Annotated in this window: 14 protein-coding genes; 7 read left to right on the top strand and 7 right to left on the bottom strand. The window is 63.2% G+C overall.

Annotation, left to right across the window (positions count from 1 at the left end; genetic code table 11):
* Window positions 1-135: 135 nt before the first annotated feature.
* Together HMPREF3148_RS01725 and HMPREF3148_RS01720 are read left to right on the top strand one after the other, a co-directional pair.
* On the top strand, window positions 136-645 hold the full coding sequence (locus tag HMPREF3148_RS01725) for an RNA polymerase sigma factor (RefSeq protein WP_255456434.1): 510 nt from the start codon (window positions 136-138) through the stop codon (window positions 643-645).
* Window positions 638-1699: a hypothetical protein gene (locus HMPREF3148_RS01720; RefSeq protein WP_049064117.1), complete on the top strand. Its 1062-nt coding sequence runs from the start codon at window positions 638-640 to the stop codon at window positions 1697-1699. The genes HMPREF3148_RS01725 and HMPREF3148_RS01720 overlap by 8 nt, the downstream gene beginning before the upstream one ends.
* Window positions 1700-1702: 3 nt before the next feature.
* Here the strand turns inward: HMPREF3148_RS01720 and HMPREF3148_RS01715 are convergent, their stop codons facing one another.
* Window positions 1703-2260, bottom strand: a complete 558-nt coding sequence (locus HMPREF3148_RS01715; RefSeq protein ID WP_070508600.1) for a TetR/AcrR family transcriptional regulator — start codon at window positions 2258-2260, stop codon at window positions 1703-1705.
* 94 nt (window positions 2261-2354) lie between these two features.
* Between HMPREF3148_RS01715 and HMPREF3148_RS01710 the strand changes: the two genes are divergently transcribed.
* Window positions 2355-3530 carry an acyl-CoA dehydrogenase family protein gene (locus HMPREF3148_RS01710; protein ID WP_005528062.1) on the top strand — a complete coding sequence of 392 codons (1176 nt, stop codon included), beginning with the start codon at window positions 2355-2357 and terminating at the stop codon, window positions 3528-3530.
* A gap of 330 nt (window positions 3531-3860) precedes the next feature.
* Window positions 3861-4811 (top strand): hypothetical protein, encoded by a 951-nt coding sequence (locus HMPREF3148_RS01705; protein ID WP_141741062.1) that lies wholly within the window; start codon window positions 3861-3863, stop codon window positions 4809-4811.
* A gap of 85 nt (window positions 4812-4896) precedes the next feature.
* Here the strand turns inward: HMPREF3148_RS01705 and HMPREF3148_RS01700 are convergent, their stop codons facing one another.
* Both HMPREF3148_RS01700 and HMPREF3148_RS01695 read right to left on the bottom strand, forming a co-directional pair.
* The gene (locus tag HMPREF3148_RS01700) at window positions 4897-7080 is read right to left on the bottom strand and encodes a 3-hydroxyacyl-CoA dehydrogenase/enoyl-CoA hydratase family protein (RefSeq protein ID WP_070508599.1); all 2184 of its coding nucleotides are present in this window, start codon (window positions 7078-7080) and stop codon (window positions 4897-4899) included.
* A complete protein-coding gene (locus HMPREF3148_RS01695) occupies window positions 7081-8256 on the bottom strand; it encodes an acetyl-CoA C-acyltransferase (RefSeq protein ID WP_070508598.1) in 1176 nt (391 codons plus the stop codon).
* A 193-nt stretch (window positions 8257-8449) separates the two neighbouring features.
* Here HMPREF3148_RS01695 and mmuM point away from each other — a divergent pair, with 193 nt between their 5' ends.
* The 3 genes from mmuM (at window position 8450) to HMPREF3148_RS01680 (ending at window position 11500) form a co-directional block, all read left to right on the top strand.
* On the top strand, window positions 8450-9307 hold the full coding sequence (mmuM, locus tag HMPREF3148_RS01690; protein ID WP_034656561.1) for a homocysteine S-methyltransferase: 858 nt from the start codon (window positions 8450-8452) through the stop codon (window positions 9305-9307).
* A gap of 222 nt (window positions 9308-9529) precedes the next feature.
* The gene (locus HMPREF3148_RS01685) at window positions 9530-10693 is read left to right on the top strand and encodes an NRAMP family divalent metal transporter (protein ID WP_100622455.1); all 1164 of its coding nucleotides are present in this window, start codon (window positions 9530-9532) and stop codon (window positions 10691-10693) included.
* A gap of 12 nt (window positions 10694-10705) precedes the next feature.
* Entirely contained in the window at window positions 10706-11500 is a 795-nt protein-coding gene (locus HMPREF3148_RS01680) for a putative hydro-lyase (protein ID WP_049166747.1), read from the top strand.
* A 216-nt stretch (window positions 11501-11716) separates the two neighbouring features.
* Here HMPREF3148_RS01680 and HMPREF3148_RS01675 read toward each other — a convergent pair whose 3' ends face one another.
* The 4 genes from HMPREF3148_RS01675 to HMPREF3148_RS01660 form a co-directional block, all read right to left on the bottom strand.
* On the bottom strand, window positions 11717-12331 hold the full coding sequence (locus HMPREF3148_RS01675) for a GntR family transcriptional regulator (RefSeq protein ID WP_049166748.1): 615 nt from the start codon (window positions 12329-12331) through the stop codon (window positions 11717-11719).
* Between the two features lie 127 nt (window positions 12332-12458).
* Window positions 12459-14213 (bottom strand): acetyl/propionyl/methylcrotonyl-CoA carboxylase subunit alpha, encoded by a 1755-nt coding sequence (locus HMPREF3148_RS01670; RefSeq protein WP_070508597.1) that lies wholly within the window; start codon window positions 14211-14213, stop codon window positions 12459-12461.
* A 2-nt stretch (window positions 14214-14215) separates the two neighbouring features.
* On the bottom strand, window positions 14216-15766 hold the full coding sequence (locus HMPREF3148_RS01665) for a 5-oxoprolinase subunit B/C family protein (protein ID WP_070508596.1): 1551 nt from the start codon (window positions 15764-15766) through the stop codon (window positions 14216-14218).
* Window positions 15766-16527 carry a LamB/YcsF family protein gene (locus HMPREF3148_RS01660; protein WP_049064099.1) on the bottom strand — a complete coding sequence of 254 codons (762 nt, stop codon included), beginning with the start codon at window positions 16525-16527 and terminating at the stop codon, window positions 15766-15768. The genes HMPREF3148_RS01665 and HMPREF3148_RS01660 overlap by 1 nt, the downstream gene beginning before the upstream one ends.
* Between the last annotated feature and the right edge of the window lie 23 nt (window positions 16528-16550).

Raw genomic sequence — 16550 nt, 5'->3', positions numbered from 1 at the left:
CGTACCGCAGTCGCTGACACCGCAGAACCGGTACAACCTGCGAAAATTCCGGTTAAGGAAAAAGTCGCGCACTAGTCTGTAATAATTCCGAGCCTGCTGCAACATACTCTATGTGAAGTATGTTCCAGCAGGCTCGTGGAGTTTTATTTGTCCGTCTTAACCTTGCCCGGCGCGCGAAAGCGGGAGTTCTCCCGGCACTTTCGCGCGCATTATCCTGCCGTCTTGGCGTTTTTGCGGCGTCGCGTGCCGCAGGAGCACGCTGAGGAGCTGGCTGCCGATGTCTTCGAGCGCGCCTGGGCCAACTTCGACACCCTGACGGGGGAGAACCCGCTGCCATGGCTCTATGGCATCGCACGCAACGTGATGCGCGAGTTCTATCGCTCGCGCCGCGAGTTCGAAAACCTCGACGACTTCGACGGCGCCCTTCTCGACGAATCCGCCGCCGTTGACTTGTCCCTCGACATCAACCGCGCCCTGCTGCAGCTTCCTTATGCCGAGCGCGAGATCCTCACTCTCTTCGCCTGGGAGGAGCTCACGCAGGCCGAGATCGCCGAGGTCCTCGGCATCACCCCTAACAACGTCCGCGTGCGCCTGCACCGCGCCCGCACCCACCTTTCCGAGCTCACCGGAGGCCACGATGACTGATCCGCTTTCCCAATTGCGCGCCGCAAATCCGGTGCCAGACGCTGCGCTTGACGACGCCGCCCTTACCCGCTCCGAGGCGGTCCTCAGCGACATTGTCGATTCGGGGTCACGCACGCCGTGGAAGGCCGTGGCCGCAGGCATCGGTGTCCTAGCTCTGGCCGGCGGGGTCATCCCGTTTGTGAACCACAGCGAGCCGGTCGCCGTGGCGGAGGTGCTCACGCACGCGGGTGAGGCTGCCGCCGCGCAGCCCGACGCCGCGGACAAAGGCGTGACCTCAAAGGAGTACCTCAAGCGCGTGGACACCGATGGTTCGTCTACTGCCACGACCGAGTACTCGGTGGGCGTCGACGGCACCGTGAACATCTCCTCCCAAGGCGAGCTGCCAGGGTTCGACCCGCAGCCAGTCATCCCCGCAGAAGACCTCATGGCGGCCACCGACCGCGCTGGGCTGGAAGCTCTTGCGGATCGTTTCCCCAACCGCGCCCTCGGCGCGCTGCAGCTGCTGCTGCAGCCGGGTTTGAGCAGCGCGCAGCAAAAGATTGTCTACGACATTCTGGCCGCCACCGACGGCAACGACCTGGCTTCGGCCTCGCAGGGCTCCCACGACGGCGTGGGAGAGGACGGCCTCATCAGCGTCATTCGCGACGCTGACCATGTCAGCTTCTCCATCCTTCCGGCAACCGGCCAGCTGGTCCGCGTGGTCGGTCTGGTCGGCCCCAACGTGACCACCACCGTGGAGGCCACGGCCATCTTGGGCTGCGTGTCCGTCACCGGCCTGGAAGGCCCCGGCAGCATTTCGCTGGCCTGCGGTGATAACAACTACCTGGTCAAGGACCTCAAGTGGTCCAACTGGGGCGCCGATGAGGCCACGGCTGAGGGTACGGCCGTGGAAAATGACTGCGACCCCTTCTGTGCGGAGGGCAAGTTTAAGCAGACGCCGGTGCGGGTGGTCGTCGACAAGCGTGAAGCGTGTGGCTACAACGCCAAGGTGTACTCGCGCATCCGTGTCATCTACTCGGACCACGAAGAGGTCGAGGAGATTGGCTGCGCGTAGCGGCTAGGTCAGCTGGCGGAGCGCGAACTGCCCGTACATGTCACCGAGCTCCTCGGCGGTGTACGGGCCATCGGGGCTAAACCACGTGGCCACGCCGATGCCCATGTCGATGAGCGCCCAGCAGGCAATCTTGAGGTTCTCGGCTTGGAAGCTGCCCTCGTCGACGACGTTCATCCAACGTGCCACATAGTCGCGGCGCAGCTGCAGGACCACGGACTTGTGGGGTTCTTCGAGATTGTTGAGCTCGTTGTTGACCACGCGGACGCGCTTGGCGTGGGCGGCGTGGAAGATGACGTGTGCGCGCATCGTGGCGAGGATTTTTTCCTCGGAACCCGTGACCCCGGCGAGCGCCGCGGCGTTGGCACGTAGGAGTTCCTCCATGGCGGAGACGGTGACCTCAGCGAGCAGCTCTTGCTTGGACTTGTAGTGGTTGTAGAGGCTCGATGCCCGCATGCCCACTGCCTTTGCGATGTCTTCCATGCCGGTGCCGTGGTAGCCGCGCTGGTCAAAGAGGTCGAGGGCGGCGGTGGCGATTTGGTCGCGGCGCTTCTGGTTAGCCATGGTGGTGTGCCTTTCGCTGGGAACGTTTCCTTGACAGGCGGTGAGGTGTGTATCACAATAGCAGACTAATAGTGATTCGTATCGGAGGCCTGTAATGTCCAATAATCTCTTTGATTCTACAACTGACTTCCTCGGCGTGTTCGACGGCATCAGCGCCCAAGATGCCGAGGTCTGGGCACGTGCTCGCTCGTTTCGTGAGGATTGCCTGCCGGTTATCAATGGGCATTGGGAGAAAAGCGAATACCCCCTCGAACTAGTACGCCGCTTAGGCGAGCTCGACCTCATGACGGACGGCCTTGACGTTCCTGGCCACGAGTCCATGACCGCACGCGGCGCAGGTTTGGCGCTCATGGAGGTCACGCGTGCCGACGCCTCGATGGGCACTGTCGTTGCCGTGCAGGCCGGCCTGGCTATGCGCTCCATCGCGATGCTTGGCTCGGAGGAGCAGCGCTCCCGCTACCTGCCGGCGATGGCGTCGTGCTCGCTGCTCGGCGCGTTTGGCCTGACGGAACCGCTGCACGGGTCTGACTCCATTGCGCTGGAGACCACCGCGGTTCGCGACGGCGATTCCTGGGTTCTCAACGGCGAAAAGAAGTGGATCGGTAACGGTGCTTCCGGTGGCGTGACCGTGATTTACGCCCGTATGGAAGACGGAAACGTGGGTGGCTTCATCGTTCCGCAGGACGCGCCGGGCTACTCCGCCACGGTGATTGCCGGCAAGCTGTCACTGCGCGCTATCCATCAGGCGCACATCGTCTTGGAGGATTGCCGCATTCCTGCCTCCAACCGGTTGCCCGGCTGCCAAACGTTCAAGGACGTCTCCCGCGTGCTGACAGCAACGCGCATCGGCGTCTCGTGGATGGCGTTGGGTTCGGCCGTGGCTTGCTATGAAACCGCGCGCAACTACGTCATGGAGCGCGTCCAGTTCGGCCGTGAGCTGGCAAAAGCGCAGATTATCCAGCAGCGCTTGGCCAACATGGTGCTGGACCTCAACCAGATGATGCTGACCTGCCGCGAGGTTGCCGCCCGCGAGGAGGCTGGCACGCTCACCCCGCCGCAGGCTTCCGCGGCGAAGCTGCACAACACCCGCGCTGCACGACGCATTGCTTCCGACGCCCGCGACATGCTCGGTGGCGTGGGCATCCTGCTAGAAAACGACATCGCGCGCCACTTTGCCGACATTGAGGCCATGCACACCTACGAGGGAACCGACACCGTGCAGAGCCTCATCATGGGCAAGGTCATTACGGGTTTCTCGGCCTACAAGTAGCAGCCTGCCCGCGCCCCGCTTGACGTGCGGCTCACCCCTCTCCGGGTTTGGTCCCATTGGTTGGGTTTCATTAGGAGGCAAAGAAACCCTTAGGAGCCATTGCGCGGGAGTCGGCTCTCGTAAAACTACCCAACCAATGGGACCACTAGAGGAGGACCAAACCGCGGCAGCTGAAACCGCCCATTCGCCAGCAAGAGGCCAGCCGCTGAGGCGCCAGCCGGCAAACCGACTCGAAAGCGCCAACTCCCCCTAGCTGCGCAAATGCAGAGTTATCCACAGGTAAAAAATTGACTCTAGACACGGGCGCACGCGCTTGGCGAACATTGTTGTATGACTCAAACACAACGACTCATTCACTTACGTCCACTGTCCAACGATCACCACGTGTGGGAGCAAATAGCCAATGGCGAGGTTCTGCGAATAGCGCCCTGGGTCGCAACCCCGCGGGATTACTTCGAGCAATTACCCACTTACGAACGCCAACGCCTCAAAGTGATTGCTGCGGGCAAAAGCGTGCACAAAGCCATCATGATAGGAAAGTCAGCAGCCAGGCTATGGGGCCTTTGGGTCCTCCCGCCTTTCGGCGAAAAGATTGAAATGGCTAGGCAGTCCAAATCGCTGCCAGTCAAGACGAAGATTCCAGCCGATTACGATTACCGCAAGACGCACCTGCCAGACAACATGGTCTCCGAGCAGCTCGGCACCCGTTGTACAACTGTGGCACGAGCGTGCATCGACATCGCAAGACACCATTCCTTCGAAGAGGGACTCGTTGCCATGGATTCGGCGCTCGCGAAGGAACTCACCACGAAGGACGAGCTGCGCCGCACGCTGACCGCCATGGGTCGCGTGCACGGTGCCCCGCAGGCGCGGAAGGCGATTGAGCACGCCATCGCGCATTCGGAATCGCCTTTCGAGTCCTACTTTCGAGGCATCGCCATCGCGGAAAAGCTGGGAGAGAAGGTGGTTGCGCAGTACTTCATTCCGCCGAACTTCCGCGCAGACGCATGCATTGACGACGCCGTCGTGATTGAGATCGACGGTGCCGTCAAGTACGACGGCTCGTCGTTTGGCAAGAGTGCCGAGCAAACAATCGTGGAGGAGCGACGACGCGAGAAGCTGATTCAGAACCGTGGCCTCATCGTGCTGCGATACAGCCCACGGGAGCTGCTCACGGAGAGAGCCCGTGTCGTACGAGAGGTGCGCCAGGCGCTGGAAGCTGCCCAACAGCGAGGATGGTCCCAGTCTACTGGTCCCTTTACGAGTAAGAAGGCCGGCTAAAACCCGCTAGGTGGTCCCTTTACCCCGTAAAGGGACCCAACCAATGGGACCAATCCGAAAGAAATGGTTGGGACAGGTCCGCGGGTTAGTTGCGCAGCGGCTTACGGGTCGCCGCCATGTGCTTCGCGCGATCGACGTTCGCCGGCAGCAGCACGAGCGGCACGTCGAACTCCACTTCACGGTCGGCGAACTCGTTAAAACTCAGCGAGCCCTCACCGGTGTACATCTGAGCCAACTTTGCTGCGATGACGTGGTCGTTCTCAGTGGTCTTCTCCAGGGGCCACTCGCGGTCGAGGGCAGGGCCGGAATAGAGCTCAATCGCGACATCGGCAGGCGGGGCGTAGCCCTCAATGAGCGACTCCGCCTCCGTGATGGCACGCGCCAGGACGTGGTCAGGGGACATGAGCACGACGTCGTCGGCAGCCAGGAAGCCTTGCTCCTTGGCCACAAACGCATTTGGGAAAGGCGCCGCCGCCGCGATGAAATCGAAGGCCTTCTGGTGGTAGTCGGCCACGCCAGCCGCACGCAGGCGCTCCAGTGCGGAAATCGTGCCCGACCAGCCCGGATAGAGACCCACGTTAACTTCTGGGAAAGCCAGCTGGCTATCTGCGTGCGCCACGATTCGGTCGCAGGATAGGGCCAGCTCTAAGCCGCCGCCCAAGGCAACACCGCGTACCGCTGCGACCACGGGAACCGGCGCGAACTTCAGCTGACGCAGCGTGTTCGAGCCGTCCGCAATGAGCTCTTTGACGCGTTCAGCAGAGCCGGACTCACCAGCCGCGGCAATCGACGCCAAGTCCGCACCTGCGCAGAACACCGGCGCATCGTTACCGATGACCAGCGCTTTCAGGTCCGCAGAGGAGATGGAGTCAACGGCAGCGCGCAGGACTTCCAAAGCGGCAGTCGGCAAGGAATTCATCGGCGTATGCAGGTCGATGATGCCGATGCGCCCGGAAGGAGTGGACACTGCATGCACCGCGCCGGCCGGCAGGCAGACCACGGTTTCCAGGTCCAAGGAGCGCAGGCTGACCACGCCCTCCCGCTCCCGCAGCTCCTGCAGCTGGCCCTCGGAGGAAAGCACCTTGCCGTCTACAAAGAATCCCCCGGCAGCGGCGGCTGCGGTCACTAGCGCTGGCGGCTTCGAACCGTAAGCGGAGGCAACCCTGTCGATGTCGATGGCGTCGGCAAGCGCGAAAATGCCCTTCTTCCAGCCGAAGCCGAGGGTGAGGCCGTCGTCGATAAGCGCGACGTGCTCTGCGATCTCCGGCGCGACCTCGCAGCAGTAGCGCAGGGTGTCGAGGAAGACCGCGCGGGCGAAGCGGCCGCCCGGCGAATCCGTGTCCATGACCTCCCGCGGATCCTTGAGCCCTATGACTGGGTCGTCCGGCTGGGTGCGTGCCACGTACTCATAGTCGGAGTTGATGACCTCGTCGCGGCCGCGGTAGAAGCCGCCCTCGCCGGTGCGCCCAGTCAGGCCGCGCTCGACCAAGCCCGCGATGAACTCGTCGCAGCCCAGCGGCACATTGAGGAGCGGATCGCCCGCGGGAAGTGCGGACTCGAGAGAGTTCCAGATGGGCCCCACCAGCTGCAAACCGATGTAGTCCAAAAGCCCGAAGATGCCGGTGCGGGGGATGCCGAAGGCGCGGCCAAAGGCGGCGTCGGCAAGCTCGTAGCTCACGCCGAACTCGCGGGCGCGGGCAACGCCGGCGGCCATCCAGTAGCAGCCGACGCGATTGGCAATAAAACCCGGGGTGTCGCGGCACTCGAGTGCGATCTTGCCCAAGGTTTGTTCGATGGTGGTGCGCAGCGCGGCCTCGGTCTCGCCGGAGGCGATGAGCTCGACCAAGCGCATGACCTTCGGCGGGTTGAAGAAGTGGGTGATGCCGAAGCGCTCGCGGCGCGAGACCGGCACGCCCTCGACGAGATTGGCCAGCGGGAGGGTAGAGGTGTTCGAACTCAAGATGGCTGAGGGCTTGAGGTGTGGCTCGATGGCCGCGTAGAGCGCGTGCTTGGCGCCGAGGTCCTCGAAGATGGCTTCGATGACCCAGTCGCGGTCCTCGAGGAGAGCGTAGTCATCGGAGGCGGTGATGCGGGAGGCGTCCGAAGGCAGGTAGAAGCCGCGGCGCTTTACCTGGATGTCCACGCCCTTCTGCGCGCCCTCGGCGTTCTGGTCGAGCAGGACGACATCGAGACCCGCCGATGCGCACAGTGCCGCGATGCCCGAGCCCATGGAACCTGCGCCGATGACGGCAACCTTGGTGATTGTCATTTACTTCGCTCCTTCGTTCTCGGATTCGTTTTCGATGATGAGCGCAATGCCCTGGCCGCCGCCAATACACATGGTGACCAGGCCATAGCGCTTGTTCAGGCGGCGCAGCGCGTATGCCAGCTTGGTGATGAGGATGACTCCGGTGGCTCCCACCGGGTGGCCGTGCGCCACGGCGCCGCCGTAGATGTTGGTCTTTTCGGGGGCAAAGCCGAGCTCGTCCTGCACGGCGATGGCCTGCGCGGCGAAGGCCTCGTTGGACTCGATGAGGTCGATGTCGTCCAGCGTGAGCCCGGCCTTCTCCAGTGCCTTCGGCACCGCAGCGATGGGGCCGACGCCCATGCGGGTGGGATCGACGCCCGCGATGGCCCAGCTGACAATCTTGGCCAGCGGCTCGAGGTTGCGCGTGCTCACCTGCTCAGCGGTGGCGAGGACCACGGCCGCGGCGCCGTCGTTGATGCCGGATGCGTTGCCTGGGGTTACGGTTCCATCCTTGGCAAAGGCGGGCTTGAGCTGCGCAAGCTTGTCGACGCTCGTCTCCCTCACGTGCTCATCAAAGTCCAGATCGCCTACGGCGACGATCTCCTCGGCGTGGACGCCTTCCGCGCGGGCGGCCGCGGCGCGGCGCTGGGATTGCGCAGAGAACTCGTCTTGGCGCTCGCGGGAGATGTTGTGGTCACTCGCGACGTTTTCCGCGGTCACGCCCATGTGGCCGGTGCCGAAGGGGCAGGAGAGCGCGCCGGTGAGCCAGTCGTAGAGTTTGCCGTCGCCCATGCGCTTGCCGAAGCGGGCGCCCTCGACGGAGTAGGGGGCTTGGCTCATGGATTCGGCGCCAATGGCAAGTGCCACGGTGCCGTCGCCAGACTGGAGGAGTTGCGCGGCGGAGACCACGGCTTGGACGCCGGAGCCGCAGAGGCGGTTGACGCCCATTGCGGTAGAGGACTCGGGCATTCCGACGCCGATGGCGACTTTGCGGGAAATGTACAAGTCGCTCGGGATGACGGGCATGACATTCGACGCCACCGCGGTGTCGATTTCGGCGGCCGGGATACCCGAACGCTCAATAGCTGCCGACGCCGCCGTCGTACCCAGCTCGGTTAGTGAAAGGCGGGCCAGGCTGCCGCCGAATTTACCGATGGGCAAGCGTGCGGCCCCGACGATGTATACGTCTTGTGCCATGAGGTCCTCCTAAAAAATACGAATCACCATTAGTTAGAAATGAATCCTAGGTCACATCCTTCAGTTGTGCAACGCTTTCGAGAAAGTTTCCGCTTGTCTCACGCGTGTGGGGCGTCGGCGCCGCGCGCGATTGCGGTGCAGGCGCTGAAAACAAATTGAGGGAATGCGGCGCTTACTGGTTAGGCTGCAACGCATGAAGTGTTTTGAAACGCCGCTGATTTTTGACGGCGGTCTCGGCACCCACCTGGAGTCCCGCGGCAACGACATCTCGGGACAGTTGTGGTCGGCGCAGATTCTGCGCGAGAACCCTGCTGAAATTCAGGCGGCGCACGAGGACTTTTATCGCGCGGGCGCGCAGGTGGCCACCACGGCGTCGTACCAGGTGACCTTCGATGCGCTCGGAGATGAAGCTGAAGAGCTGCTGCGTCGCAGCGTGGAGGTGGCACGCGTTGCCGCGAACAATGCGCGTCCCGATGGTTTGGTGGCCGCCTCAGTGGGGCCTTATGGAGCAGGCCCCGGTGAAGGCACGGACTACGACGGTGCCTACGGGCTGGGCTGCGAGGAGCTTAAGCACTGGCATCAGCGCCGCATCGAGGTGCTCGCCGCAACCGACGCTGACTTCCTGCTTGCTGAGACCATTCCCAACGTTGACGAGGCGGCTGCATTGCTGGAGTTACTCGACGCCACAGGCAAACCCTATGCGCTCAGCGTCACCGGCGTTCTTGCGGCGGACCCTGCCAAGGTTGCGCAGGTCATCGAGTTCGCGAAGCAGGCGCGCAACCTCGGCGCCCTGGGCGTGAATTGTTGTGATGCGGAGACGGCAAAGGGCGTCGTCAAGCGCATGCGTGAGGGCATCGATCTGCCCGTGCTTGCCTACCCCAACAGTGGCGAGACCTGGGATCATGCGGCCCGCCAGTGGCGCCGCGATGAGGAGCATTCGCTGGGGCTGGTCGAAGCCGCGCCCCAGTTGCGCGCCTTGGGCGTGACCCTGCTGGGCGGCTGCTGCCGAACTACGCCGGAACAGATTCGGCTGATTTCGCAGCAGGCGTAGCGCTAGTTATCCCGGTCGTCGTCAAGCGCAAGGGGGCACCCGCAAACTGCATCCTCGAGCTGGTCTTTTAAAGTGGTTGACCAATTTCCTTCCTAAGTTGTTGAACAACCCCTTAAGATGATGTGCATCACGTAACTAATGCGACCTGCATCACGAAAGGGCAGTTTGGTGAGCGCTGAAACAACTGAAGTCGTCAAGAACCCACCCAAGGGTATCGGCGCAATGGCGGGTGCCATGTTCCTCATGGCCACCTCCTCCATCGGTCCGGGCTTTTTGACCCAGACCTCCGTCTTTACCGTCCAGATGGGTGCAGCTTTCGCCTTTGCGATTCTGCTCAGCATCATCGTGGACATCGCCATTCAGCTCAACGTCTGGCGCGTTCTGTGCCTCTCCGGCATGCGCGCCAACGAGCTTGGCAACACCGTTCTGCCGGGCCTTGGCTGGTTCCTCGCGGTGCTCGTCTTCATCGGCGGTGTGGTATTCAACATCGGTAACATTGCTGGCTCTGGCTTGGGCTTGAACGCGATGCTCGGCATTGACGCCCGCATCGGCTCGGTCATCGCTGCGGCGATTGCCATCTTCATCTTCTTGTCCAAACGCGCCGGCATTGCGCTCGACCGCTTGGTTGCAGCCCTTGGCGCCATCATGATCCTGCTCATGCTCTACGTGGCTATCGTCTCGCAGCCGCCAGTGGGCGAGGCACTCAAGAACACCGTCATGCCGGAGGAAGTTGACTTCTTCGTTATTACCACCCTCATCGGCGGCACCGTCGGCGGCTACATCACCTTTGCGGGTGCGCACCGCCTCATCGACAACGGCATGACCGGCCCGGAGCACATCAAGAACATCACCACGACCTCGGTCATGGGCGTCATCATCACCGGCATTATGCGCGTGCTGCTCTTCTTGGCTGTGCTGGGCGTCGTCAGCACGGGCGTGGCACTGTCTGAGGACAACACGGCTGCCGACGCCTTCCGCCAAGCCGCCGGCGAGTTCGGACTCCGTGCGTTCGGCGTGGTGCTCTTTGCCGCGGGCTTGTCCTCGGTGATTGGAGCTTCCTACACCTCGATCTCCTTTGTGACCACTCAGAAGGTCGCCCCGCGCACCCGCAACTTCCTCACGGTGGGCTTCATCGTGGTCTGCACCATCTTGTTCGTTCTCCTCAACTCCGCTCCCCAGAAGCTGCTGATTTTCGCAGGCGCGTTCAACGGCATCATTTTGCCTATTGCGTTTGCGATGGTTATGTGGGTTGCTTTCCGACGCCGCGATCTCCTCGGCGGAGTCAAGCACCCAATGTGGCTGCTGGTGGTTGGTTCCATCGCGCTGCTGCTGGAGCTCTACATCGGTTTCAACTCCATCTCCGGAATCATGAAGCTTTGGGCTTAGGGGCCTTGGAAGATGTCTTACACTGCACATCCTTCCACGATGCAGCCCGCTGACGTGCGCGCGCATGCCCGGCAGAATCAGATGGTGACTACGGCGGGTTTCGCTGACGGATACATGCAGGCCAACCTGCTTGCGGTGCCGAAGGAATACGCGTTCGACTTCCTGCTGTTTGCTCAGCGCAATCCGAAGTCGTGCCCGATTGTGGGCGTGCTGGAGGCGGGCCAATACAGCTCGGAGCTGCTCGCGGGTGGCGATATCCGCACCGACATCCCCGGCTACCGCATCTTCCGCGACGGTGAGCTAACCGACTCGGTGGAGGACGCCACGGAGTTCTGGGCTGAGGACATGGTCACGTTCCTCATCGGCTGCTCGTTTACTTTCGAGTCGGCGCTGCAGGAAAACGGCATTACGCTGGCTCATATCGAGCAGGGGCGAAGTGTGTCGATGTATAGCACGAACATTCCCACCACTCCGGCCGGCATTTTCAGCGGACCGTTGGTGGTCTCCATGCGACCGATTCCTGCATCTCAGGTTGCCGACGCCGTGCGCATCACCTCGCGTTACCCGTCGGTGCACGGGGCGCCGGTGCACGTGGGAAACCCTGAGGATATTGGCATTTCGGATCTTTCTCGCCCTGACTTCGGCGACGCCGTGGACATCCCGGAAGGGCACATTCCGGTGTTCTGGGCGTGTGGGGTGACGCCACAAGCGGTGGTGATGAACTCGAAGCCGCGCCTGGCGATTACCCACCAGCCCGGCAAGATGCTCGTCACTGACGCGCGCGACGTGGACTACCAGGTTCCTTAAGCCCGGTCTGCGGCTGCGCTTGCGGCTTCCTCCGCAACTGCTCCGGCCGACCGCGCGGTTTGGTCCCATTGCTTGGGTTTCATTGGTTGGGTTTCTTTACGAGTAGCCGGTGCCGGAAAATTTGGCTTACTGGTCCCTTTACCCCACAAAGGGACCCTACCTATGGGACCAAACCGCAATGGGGGAAGAGAAGCCGCCCCGCCAAGCCGCCCCAAGCTAGATGACCGCGAGCATCGTCTTGCAGGTCCGCAGCAAGCTGTCGTGCAAAAGCGCGGCAGCTTCTTCGCGTTTTCCATCGGCAATGAGCCGGGCCAAGCGGATGTTGCCCTCAATGTGTTCAGCGTGCAAGGTGGGGTAGCGCGGGATAACGAGCAAGAAGCTCAGCCGCATCCGCGCGAGTAGGTTGTTCATTTGCGCGTTAAGCGTCGGGGAATTTAGCGACGCCACCAGTGCGCGGTGAAAACGCTGGTTAATGTTGGATACTTCCTGGTCCTCGCTGTTTTCCTGCGCGGCGCGAGCAGAAGTGACAAGCTCAATCAACGCTGCTGGATCGGCGAATTCGCCCCACAGCACACCGGAGGGCTCGATGGCGGCACGTGCGATGAACAGGTCGCGCACGTAATCGGCGTCCGGCGTCGCAATGAAGACGCCCCGGTGGGGGATGCGCTCCACGAGTCGCTGCGCAGCGAGCTCAGTGAACGCCTCGCGGAGCGTATTGCGGGAACAAGAGAAACGCTCAGCGGCTTTGACCTCGCTGAGCTGTTGGCCGGGCATGAACTCGCCGGCCGAGATGGCATCGCGAATCTCCGACGCCACAGACTGAGAAAGCATGACAGAAAGCTTATCCCATTGGGATGTGGAGGCCGCGCGGCTCCTGCCGCCACAGAATTCGTCGCGGCCGCAAGCGCAACTGGTAAAACCACGGCCCAATTAGTGGGACACAAGCAAACCGCTGAGACTAGTCGATAGTCGCGATAACCTTCGACGGATCCAAGCGGTCGCCTTCCTTGGCCAACAGCTTGATGGTGCCGCCGCGTGGAGCCTTTACGGAAGACTCCATCTTCATCGCCTCGATGGTCGCGATGGCCTCGCCCTCTTCGACCGTGTCGCCATCCGCGACGTTCCACGCCACGAGGTTTGCATCATACGGTGCGGTTACCTCGCCTTCCTGCGCGCCCGCGCTTGGCGACGCCACCTTCACCCCACCAGCAGCCGCCGGGGCTGCCGCAAACAGGTTCTCCGGCAAACCGACGCTGACCAGCTTGCCGTCGATTTCGATGGCTACCTGGGTGCGTTTGGCGTAGATGGCCTCGACCGGCGCAATGTTGCTCGTGGACTCCGCAGACGGGCGGTAGTTGTGGTCAAGCCAGTCCGTGTAGATACCGGCTTGTGCCTCAGCATCGCCGTGATCGGCCAAGACCTGAGAGGAGACCATGTCGCGGTGGAAAGGCAGGACGGTGCGCACGCCTTCGATGTCGAACTCGGCCAGGGCCTGCTTGGCGCGGGCCAGGGCCACCTCGCGGGTCGGTCCCCAGACCAGCAGCTTGGCAATCAGCGAGTCGTAGTACGGCGGCACGATGGAACCCGAGCGCACACCCGCGTCCACGCGGATGCCAGGACCCGTCGGCGGCTCAAAGCGCACGATGGTGCCAGGGCATGGCGCAAAGCCGTTCAGGATGTCCTCGGCGTTGATGCGGAACTCGAAAGCGTGGCCGTGCGGCTCCGGGTCGAGGGATTCGTCCACGAAAGACAGTGGCTCGTCCGAAGCGATGCGGAACTGCTCGGCAATGATGTCGACGCCGGTCACGACCTCAGTGACTGGGTGCTCAACCTGCACACGGGTGTTGACCTCGAGGAAGGAGATGGTGCCGTCCTCAGAGACTATGTACTCCACGGTTCCAGCGCCGGTGTAACCCACCTTGGCGCAGATGGCGCGGGCGCCCTCGTGGATGCCGGTGCGCTGTTCGTCGCTAAGCGCAGGTGCGGGAGCTTCCTCGATGAGCTTCTGGAAGCGACGCTGCGTTGAGCAATCGCGGGTACCGAGCACAGCGACGTTGCCGTGGGTATCGGCGAGGATTTGCGCCTCGACGTGGCGCGGGTGGGTGAGGAACTTCTCCACGTAGCACTCGGCGCGGCCGAAGGCCTCCTTGGCCTCGCGTCCTGCAGAGTTGAAGGCGGCCTCGATGTCCTCGAGGTTCTCCACGACCTTCAGGCCGCGTCCACCGCCGCCATAAGCTGCCTTGATGGCAATCGGCAGACCGTGCTTTTCAGCGAAGGCGCGGGCCTCCTGCCAGTCGTCGATGGGGTCGGAGGTGCCAGGAGCCAGGGGAGCGCCGACCTCCTCGGCCACGCGGCGGGCCGCAATCTTGTCACCGAGCAGCTCGATGGATTCTGGGGTTGGGCCAATCCAGGTCAGGCCCGCACTGGCGACGGCGCGGGCAAAGTCAGCGTTTTCAGAAAGGAAGCCATAGCCCGGGTGGATGGCATCGGCGCCGGCGCGAACCGCAATGTCCAGCAATGCCGGGACGTTCATATAGGTATCGGCCGCGGTGTTGCCGGGCAGGGCGTAGGCCTCGTCGGCCACGCGGGTGTGCAGGGCGCCTGCGTCTGCCTCAGAGTAGATGGCGATGGAGCGGATGCCCAGGTCACGCGCAGCGCGCGCAATGCGCACGGCGATCTCTCCGCGGTTTGCAATAAGGACTGCAGAAATCATGATTAACCTTCAACTAGTTCAAAGCGGACCGTGGCTCCCGGCGGGAGCTGCGCGGCGATGTCGATGTCTTCTTCCAAGACGGTGGCGATGACGGGGTAGCCGCCGGTGACGGCGTGGTCGCGCAGGAAGACTACCGGCTCACCTGAGGGCGGGACCTGCACGGAGCCGGCGACCATTCCTTCGCTCGGGAGCTCGCCGGAGCGCGCACGTGACAAGGTCGCATCGTCGCTGGCTCTAAGACGCAGGCCGACGCGGTTGGACTGCGGGGTGACCTCCCATTCGTGCTCCAGGAAAGCGTCGAGGCTGTCCTGCGTGAACCAGTCATCGCGCGGGCCCATCACGCAGCGCAGTACGCCCTGGGTCTGGCCACGGGACCCTTCGGTCACGCGCAGCGGATTGGTCAGTTGCGCATCCGTCATGGCACTCGAGCGCGGCAGGACACCGATGATGTCGCCGATGCGCACGGGCGCAGGACCCAGCCCAGAGAGCACGTCGGTGGAGGAGGACCCCAGCTCGGTATCGGCAACGATGCCGCCGCGGATGGCGATGTAGGAGCGCATGCCGTACGTGGCCGGCTCGACGATCACGGTGGAACCCGCCGTCACGAGCACCGGGCGCGCGAGGTGCACCGGCATCTCGTCGAGGAGCACGCGGGCCTGGGCGCCGGTGACGCAAATGACGGTATCGGTGAGGGCACGCAGGCGAATACCGCCGATGTTTTCCAGCACCGTCGCACCGCGCGGGTTGCCCACCGCGACGTTGGCGGTGGCCGCTGCTGCCTGGTCAGCTGCGCCCGAAGGGGTAACGCCTAAGTTGCCACGGCCCGGGCGGCCTTGGTCCTGGAAGAGGGTGACAAGGCCGGGGTCGATGACTTCCATACGTGGCAGGCGGGCTGGGGTACGGCGGCCAAACGGGGTGGTGGATACGATGTCCGGCAGGGAGCTGACGGCACGGTAGCGCACGCGGTCGCTGGGCTGCACCAGCGCCGGCGGCTGCGCATCCGATTCCCACATCGGGGTCGAGGTGGTGCCTAGCAGCTGCCAGCCGCCGGGGGAGACGCGCGGGTAGACCGCGGAGAAGTTACCGGCGATGCCCACCGAGCCATTCGGCACCGCGGTACGCGGGGTAGAGCGACGCGGGATGTCGACGCTGCGGGAGGCATCTGCCGGGGTGCAATAAGTAAAGCCCGGGGCAAAGCCGCCGAAGGCCGCGAGCCACTCGGTCGAGGTATGCCAGTCGATAAGCCCCTCGCGGGACATACCGAGTAGGTCGGCAGCTTCGTCCAGATCCGCGCCGTCGTAAAGCACGTCGATCTCCACCAAGCGTGGCTCCTCCACGGAGCGTGCGGAGGGGTGGAAATCCTCCAAGAACTCGGCGGCGGCATGCGCCGAGTTTGGGGTATTAAAGGTGAGCAATAGGGTAGTCGCTGCGGCAATCGCATCGACTTGGTCCTTCAGCGGCTGCGCAGTAAGTGCCTCGTGCCAGGTCATGACCTGGGAAAGGTCATCCAACTCCACGAGCAACGCGCGGGTTCCTACGGGGTGAATGCGCATTAGATAAAGCTCCGGATCTCAATGCCACGGGCATCCAGCTCGGCTACCACGCCGCGCAGCATCTCCACGGCGCCCGGGGAGTCACCGTGGGTGCAAACGGACTGCGCATCCACGCTAAGGACGCTGCCGTCGATGGCTGTGATGGCGCCGGTTTCTGCCACCTCGAGCACGCGCCTTACGACGTCGTCTGCCGAGTGCAGCACAGCATTGTCCTGCGTGCGCGAGACCAGGGTGCCGTCGGGGTTGTAGTTGCGGTCCGCGAAGGCCTCGCGGATGACAGTCAGGCCGCGTGCCTCGGCGACGTCGACTGCCACGCCGCCCGGCAGCAGCATGACCGGGATATCTCCAAAGGCCTTGATGCCGTCGATGACTGCCTTGGCCTGGGCCTCGTGGTGAACGATGGCGTTGTACATCGCGCCGTGCGGCTTAACGTAGGCAACGCGAGTGCCGTGCGCGCGGGCCAGCGCCTCAAGCGCGCCGATTTGATAGGTGACTTCGTCTGCCAACTCAGCCGGGTTGTAGTCGATGAAGCGACGGCCGAACGCGGCTGGGTCGTTGTAGCCTACGTGTGCACCAACGACGACGCCCGCCTCTTTAGCTGCGTGGACGGTGCCGGCGATGGAGTGTGGGTCACCCGCGTGGAAGCCGGTGGCGACGTTGGCAGAGGAGACCAGCTTGAGCATCGCTGCGTCGTCTGCGACTGGATTGCCTGCGGTGGTCTCGCCGAGGTCGGCATTGAGATCAATAAAGAGCTGGCTCATACACTCAAATCCCCTTTTAGAAT

The organism is Corynebacterium sp. HMSC05D08, assembly GCF_001807215.1.
In the GTDB taxonomy this organism is placed as follows: Bacteria; Actinomycetota; Actinomycetes; order Mycobacteriales; family Mycobacteriaceae; genus Corynebacterium; species Corynebacterium striatum.
This window is presented reverse-complemented; position numbering and strand designations above follow the sequence as displayed.

Coding starts and splice junctions, on each gene's coding strand:
- HMPREF3148_RS01680 (WP_049166747.1), top strand. CDS start 10,706: ATGTCTTACACTGCACATCCTTCCACGATGCAGCCCGCTGACGTGCGC.
- HMPREF3148_RS01670 (WP_070508597.1), bottom strand. CDS start 14,213: ATGATTTCTGCAGTCCTTATTGCAAACCGCGGAGAGATCGCCGTGCGC.
- HMPREF3148_RS01665 (WP_070508596.1), bottom strand. CDS start 15,766: ATGCGCATTCACCCCGTAGGAACCCGCGCGTTGCTCGTGGAGTTGGAT.
- HMPREF3148_RS01675 (WP_049166748.1), bottom strand. CDS start 12,331: ATGCTTTCTCAGTCTGTGGCGTCGGAGATTCGCGATGCCATCTCGGCC.
- HMPREF3148_RS01715 (WP_070508600.1), bottom strand. CDS start 2,260: ATGGCTAACCAGAAGCGCCGCGACCAAATCGCCACCGCCGCCCTCGAC.
- HMPREF3148_RS01710 (WP_005528062.1), top strand. CDS start 2,355: ATGTCCAATAATCTCTTTGATTCTACAACTGACTTCCTCGGCGTGTTC.
- HMPREF3148_RS01720 (WP_049064117.1), top strand. CDS start 638: ATGACTGATCCGCTTTCCCAATTGCGCGCCGCAAATCCGGTGCCAGAC.
- HMPREF3148_RS01685 (WP_100622455.1), top strand. CDS start 9,530: ATGGCGGGTGCCATGTTCCTCATGGCCACCTCCTCCATCGGTCCGGGC.
- HMPREF3148_RS01660 (WP_049064099.1), bottom strand. CDS start 16,527: ATGAGCCAGCTCTTTATTGATCTCAATGCCGACCTCGGCGAGACCACC.
- HMPREF3148_RS01700 (WP_070508599.1), bottom strand. CDS start 7,080: ATGACAATCACCAAGGTTGCCGTCATCGGCGCAGGTTCCATGGGCTCG.
- mmuM (WP_034656561.1), top strand. CDS start 8,450: ATGAAGTGTTTTGAAACGCCGCTGATTTTTGACGGCGGTCTCGGCACC.
- HMPREF3148_RS01695 (WP_070508598.1), bottom strand. CDS start 8,256: ATGGCACAAGACGTATACATCGTCGGGGCCGCACGCTTGCCCATCGGT.
- HMPREF3148_RS01705 (WP_141741062.1), top strand. CDS start 3,861: ATGACTCAAACACAACGACTCATTCACTTACGTCCACTGTCCAACGAT.